Origin of the sequence: uncultured Campylobacter sp., from assembly GCF_938017705.1 — a bacterium.
GTDB lineage: Bacteria > Campylobacterota > Campylobacteria > Campylobacterales > Campylobacteraceae > Campylobacter_B.
Map to the genome: position 1 here is coordinate 1 of NZ_CALIIS010000211.1, position 5,762 is coordinate 5,762.

The 5,762-nt window shown below is 46.5% G+C and carries 5 protein-coding genes; 3 read left to right on the forward strand and 2 right to left on the reverse strand.

The features are described 5' to 3' along the window. Positions 1-450: PepSY domain-containing protein (locus Q0605_RS09705; protein WP_298706568.1), on the reverse strand; the 450-nt coding region annotated here is incomplete at its 3' end. 207 nt (positions 451-657) lie between these two features. On the opposite strand from Q0605_RS09705, the gene Q0605_RS09710 reads away from it, so the two are divergent. Continuing rightward, positions 658-2,274, forward strand: a complete 1,617-nt coding sequence (locus Q0605_RS09710; RefSeq protein ID WP_298706570.1) for a phosphoethanolamine--lipid A transferase — start codon at positions 658-660, stop codon at positions 2,272-2,274. A gap of 204 nt (positions 2,275-2,478) precedes the next feature. Here Q0605_RS09710 and Q0605_RS09715 read toward each other — a convergent pair whose 3' ends face one another. Beyond that, entirely contained in the window at positions 2,479-3,369 is an 891-nt protein-coding gene (locus tag Q0605_RS09715; protein WP_298706572.1) for a LysR family transcriptional regulator, read from the reverse strand. 156 nt (positions 3,370-3,525) lie between these two features. Between Q0605_RS09715 and Q0605_RS09720 the strand changes: the two genes are divergently transcribed. Then, positions 3,526-4,464 (forward strand): FAD-binding protein, encoded by a 939-nt coding sequence (locus Q0605_RS09720; RefSeq protein ID WP_298706574.1) that lies wholly within the window; start codon positions 3,526-3,528, stop codon positions 4,462-4,464. A gap of 908 nt (positions 4,465-5,372) precedes the next feature. Then, positions 5,373-5,729: a hypothetical protein gene (locus Q0605_RS09725; protein WP_298706576.1), complete on the forward strand. Its 357-nt coding sequence runs from the start codon at positions 5,373-5,375 to the stop codon at positions 5,727-5,729. Positions 5,730-5,762: the final 33 nt, after the last annotated feature.

The window sequence follows — 5,762 nt, forward strand, 5'->3', positions numbered from 1 at the left end:
TTTTTTGCTCAGGCCTTGGCGCATTTTCACTTCGTATGCAGGCTTACCGCCGTTACTTTTTAAATCAACCTCGCGAAAATCCCAGCCGGCGTTTACGCTAAGTGCTTTGGCGCGAGCATCTGTGGCACTGATTTTGACCTGCGAATAATCAATTTTACTAGGCTTTAGCTTCTTTTGCGTTTGAGTCTTTAAAATTTCGCCGCTTTGAGCGTCGATTTTGATCTCGTTTTCGCTACCTTCTTTATACGACTCTATCTCATAGACGAGCTTTCCGTGCTCATCGTCGATTTCTACACTTTTTATAGTCGCGTCACCAAAGTTTTGCTGTGCGATCCCTATCGCTTGATCGAATGAAACTTTAGCATCTTTTTCGCTAAAGTTTCCTGCGTTTAATGCGCCTACAAGGGCGAATGTAGCGGCGAGCGCGCCTAAAGCTTTAAGATTTTTCATCTTTAATCCTTTTGATTTTATTTCCAAATTTTATTTTGGATGGCGCAATTTTAAAATTCCAAGATGAAGCTAAGATGAATGCGCGCGAAATTTTAAAATTTCACAAAAATTTTGCTGCGATTTGTGAGATACAAAGCGCGGAATTTCCGAGCATTTACCAAAACGCCGTAAAATTTCAACTTGAAATTTTATCTCAAGGAACGCTTCGTGCCTAGCATTTTTAAAAATCCGTCGCAGCAGAAGCTTATTTTTCTAAGCTCGCTTGCTTTTGTGGCGTTTTTTAACTTCTCGTTTTTCAAAAATATCATAAATGCCTACGGAATTTCGGGGCTAAATTTTATCTATCTTGTCTGCGACATGGCAGCTTTGATCGCTTTTTTGACGCTATTTTTTACAATTTTTAGCTCGCGTTATACGACCAAGCCGATTTTGATGATCTGCTTTTTTATCTCGTCGTTTACAGCGTATTTCATGGATAGCTATAACGTCGTAATCGATTCGGAGATGATTCGCAACGCAGCCCAGACGAACTTTGCCGAGTCCGCGGATCTATTTAGCCTGCGACTAGCAATTTACGTGTTGGTGCTGGGCGTTTTGCCCTGCGTGCTGATCGCTCGCACGCATATTAGCTACCGTCCGCTTAAATTTGAAATTTTAGCTAAGCTCAAAGTAGCGGGCATTTGCATAATAATCATCGCGGCGCTGCTTTTTGGATTTAGCAAATACTACGCGTCATTTTTCAGAGAGCATAAAATTTTACGCAGCTACGCAAATCCCGGATATTGGATCTACAGCGGCGTTAAATTTGTCGCAAAATCCAAAAAGCAAGGTTCACAGCCTCTGATGCAAATCGCTATGGACGCGCATATCGATGAAAATTCTACAAGCCCAAAAAAGCTCGTCGTCGTAGTCGTGGGCGAAGCGGCGAGAGCGGATAGATTTTCGCTAAACGGCTACGAGCGAGATACTAATCCGCTACTAGCCAAAGAGCAGGGCGTCGTAAGCCTAAGTAATACCCATTCTTGCGGCACTTCGACGGCGCAAAGCGTGCCGTGCATGTTTTCGCTGCTAAATCGCGAGGAATTTAGCGTCGAAAAGGCTGCAGATGAGCAAAACGTATTAGACATACTAAACCGCGCTGATGACATGGCAATTTTGTGGCGCGATAACAATTCCGATTCCAAAGGTGTGGCGCTGCGCGTAAAATATCAGGATTTTAAAATTCCGCAAAATAATCCGATCTGCGACGTAGAGTGCAGGGACGAGGGGATGCTTGCGGGGCTTGATAAATTTATCGCCGAAAACGCGGGCAAAGATGTATTAATCGTGCTGCATCAGATGGGCAATCACGGGCCTGCGTATTTCAAGCGCTATAAGAAAGAATTTGAAAAATTTAGCCCCGTTTGCCGCGATAACGAGCTTGAAAACTGCTCGCAGCAAGAAATTTCAAATTCCTACGATAACGCGATTTTATACACGGATTATTTTTTAAGCAAGGTTGTAGAATTTTTAAAACCATATTCTAAGACGTACGAAACGGCGATGATCTATATGAGTGATCACGGCGAGAGCCTCGGCGAGGGCGGCGTTTATCTGCACGGCATGCCCTATCTTTTCGCTCCCGAGGCGCAAAAGCATATCGGTGCGATTGTTTGGCTAGGTGAGGGAAAAATGCGCGAAAGATACGATCTGAGCGTACTTAAATCACATAAGGATGACGCTTTTTCGCACGATAATCTTTTTCACACGCTGCTTGGAATTTTTGAAGTAGATACTAAAGTGTATAACAAGGATTTGGATATTTTAAGCGGAATGAAAAATTAGAATTTTGCACTAAATTTCGTCGTAAATTGTGAGTGAAATTTTAGCAATAAAAAATTTTATTGGCAAAATTCTAATTTAAGCTTAGTTTGAAATTTTACCTAAACTTGAGCAAAATCTGCTCTAAAATTTTTTATGCAAAAGCTAATGCAGAGGCAAAGTGCTGCAAAAGCTTAATCTCTCATTTATCGTTGCGAGCTATGAATTTTAAATTTCATTAGAAATTTTACGTGCAGTTTTGATAAATGCCTGCGCTAGATGGTTTAGACGTTTGCCTTTTTTGTAGGCAATTATCAGCGTATTATCGAGCTCACGCGCGCCTACATCAAAGAGCTTTATCCTGCCCGCTTTGTCCTCCTTTATCATCTGTGGTATGCTAAAGCACGCTCCAGCGCCGCTTGCGACGATAGCATTGGCGATGTCGAAAGTCTCCGTGCGACACAGCACCTTCGGCGCGAAGCTCGCAGCGGTAAAGAACGCATCTATCTGCTCGGCGCTTCTTAGGCTTTGATTAGGCAGGATGAATCTTTCCTCTTTTAAGCGCGAAATATCAATTTTGGGAACAGATTCGTTTTTAAACTCAAGCGAGAGCAGATGGGTGGAGCTTAGAGCGACATAGGTTTTTTGCGTTAGAATTTTAACCCCGTCAAGCCCGCTCATATCGATGGGCAGTATCAGCATACCGACATCAAGATCACCTTGAAGTAGCATTTCACGAATGCTAAGCGCAGAAGAAAACTGCGTGATTTGTAGATCCGAATCCTTAAATTTCTTGCAAAACATCGGTAGCAGCGACGGCAGTAGATTATAGCCGTTTTGCGAAAAGCCGATGCGAATTTTATCATTTTTTATGCCGCTTATTTCAGAAATATCGCTTTTTAGGTCGTTTATGGCGTCAAAAATGACTTTTGCTTTACTAGCGTAAATTTTTCCCGCGCGCGTAAGCGAAATGGGATTACTCGTGCGGTTAAAAAGCTGAGTTCCAAGCTCGCGTTCCAGCGATAAAATACTCTGCGATAGCGACGGCTGCGGGATTTTAAGTGCTTCGGCAGCCTTAGTAAAGCTGCGGAATTCTGCTACTTTTAATACTAGCTCCATGCGATGCAAATTCATTTAGCCTCTCCAATTGATAATTTAATTCTTATAAAATGATACACTAAATAATATTTGACTTATGTTAAAAATGAAACTAAAATTACGTTTTTAGTTTAGAACTTTAAACTTAAGCTAAGAATTTCTCAAATGGAGAGGAAAATGAGTGAATCAAATTTCAACAGACGCGATTTCTTAAAATCGGCCTGTATCAGCGTCGGCGCGCTTAGCCTTAGCGGCTGCGTGGATACCGACAAAAGTAAAAGCGGAGGCGGCGGCAACGAAGGCGGCCTTCCTAGTGTGGACGTACTCGTTATCGGCTCGGGAGGCGCGGGTCTGCGTGCAGCCGTAGCGGTAAGAAAGAGTAATCCAAATCTTAGCGTAGTCGTGGCTACGAAGATGATGCCTTCGCGCAACGCCACCTGTATGGCGGAAGGCGGTATCAACGGCGTTACGAGTTTCGCAAATGGCGATTCATACAAGCTTCACGCCTACGACACCGTAAAGGGCGGCGCATATCTCGTAGATCAGGACGCTGCGATTAAATTTTGCGAGCTTGCGGGCCCTACGATTGCCGAGATGGATTACATCGGCACGCTGTTTTCCAGAAACGCCAGCGGCGGCGTGGATGGCAAAGAAAGCGGCGTCCCGGGCGGCGTAGCGCAGCGCTTTATGGGCGGCGCGTCTAAAAAACGCTGCAACTACTCCGCCGATAAGACGGGTCATATCTTGATGCATGCTTGTTTGGATGAAGCGATCAGCAACGGCGTGAAATTTTTAATCGATCATGAGCTGCTTGAGATCAGCGCGCCTGACGGCAAATGCGAGGGCGTCGTGCTTCGAAATATCCAAACCGGTGATTTTTATCCCGTGCTTTGCAAAGCCTTGGTAATCGCAACGGGCGGATATACGAGGATGTTTTACAACCGCACCTCGGTGCCTTATATCGCTACCGGCGACGGTATCGCGGCGGCACTGCGCGCGGGTCTTGGATTTAGCGATCCGGAGATGGTGCAGTTTCATCCGACCGGTATCAAAAGCGGCGGCGCGCTCATTACCGAAGCTGCGCTCGTGCGGGGCTTCTGCCTGCTCTATCGATAGAGGATAAGAAGCTCACCTTCCTAGGGCTTCTTCCTGTGGCGGAGTTTGGTCCTCGTTATTACTTCTCTGGAGAATCATCGGGGGCTGGCTTCCGTACGGGAGGCTATGTCGGGCTCTTAGGTTCGGTCGTTCTCCCTCGATGGATCTTGCTCGAGCCTGAGCGTGTCCGCCGTAACGATATCTCTCACTGGTATGAGGCTTCCAGAGAGAGCTACGGAGTCGTGCCTACCCTTGGCTGGGTCTTCGGTATCGGGGAGTCAAGCTATCTCGGCCTCTCTGTCGGTGTCAGTGCCTGGTGGTCAAGGTATGAGTCGGGGACGAAAAGCCGCTGGGAAAGCACGCTGAAGGATAAGGAGTATCCGATCGTGTGGAGTGTCAGTTACGGCTTCCGTCTGTAGCGCCTTCCCACCCGCACCACAGCGCCCCTCTGCCTCTCTCGTGGCAGAGGGGCGCTGTCGCTTTTATCTCTCGTTAGCCTTGGGATGTCGGATGTGATATAGAGGGGAGGGGGTACTCAAACTTGGGGAGTCTACAGTGGGTTTTGTTGGGGTATCCTCGGAAGGGTGCTTTTCATCTCGGTAGGTCTTGTCTATAGAGATGTGGGGAAGGTGCTATCTTTGTATACCTCATACAATCATGGATTAGCTATGTGTGTACTGCGTATTTTCTTAGAGGGATTCACTTCCATATTCAACCCGCCCATGCGTAGACGGGATCCCGAGATCGAGAGGCTGGAGAAGCTTGTCGAGAGCTATCGTACTATGAGTGATCGGGAGCGACTAGCTAGAGACTGGCAGGCTGTCCAGGGTGATATGGGTAGAGCTTGGCAGAGGATACGGATGAACTATGGGCAAGAGTAGTCTCAAGCGTACCAACGCTACACTCTCCAGCGACCAGATGCTGTAGGGATGCTCAGCGAAGAGCATATCGTCATTGATAATAATCCTATGCCCTCCGCCGATGAGCTGGCTAAGTATCAAGAGGTTGATCCGGGGCTAGTCTCTTACTTCCAACGGATCACAGACGAAGAGCGGAGCTTTAGACATGAAGTAGCACGTCAGAGTGTAGATCTCCTTGCTCGAGAGAATAAACGAGGGCATCGGGAGCGTCTGCTTGGTCAGGTCTTTGCCTTTCTTTCGCTCCTCGTATTTCTGGCGATCACTGCATGGGCTCTTTACTTGGATAAAGCTTGGCTTGCAGGATCCTTTAGCACGCTCTCTATAGCAGGTATCGTGTCAGCCTTCATTAACGGAAAGAAAGACTGATCGATTCTTTTCCATATAAGTTACCCGCCTCGG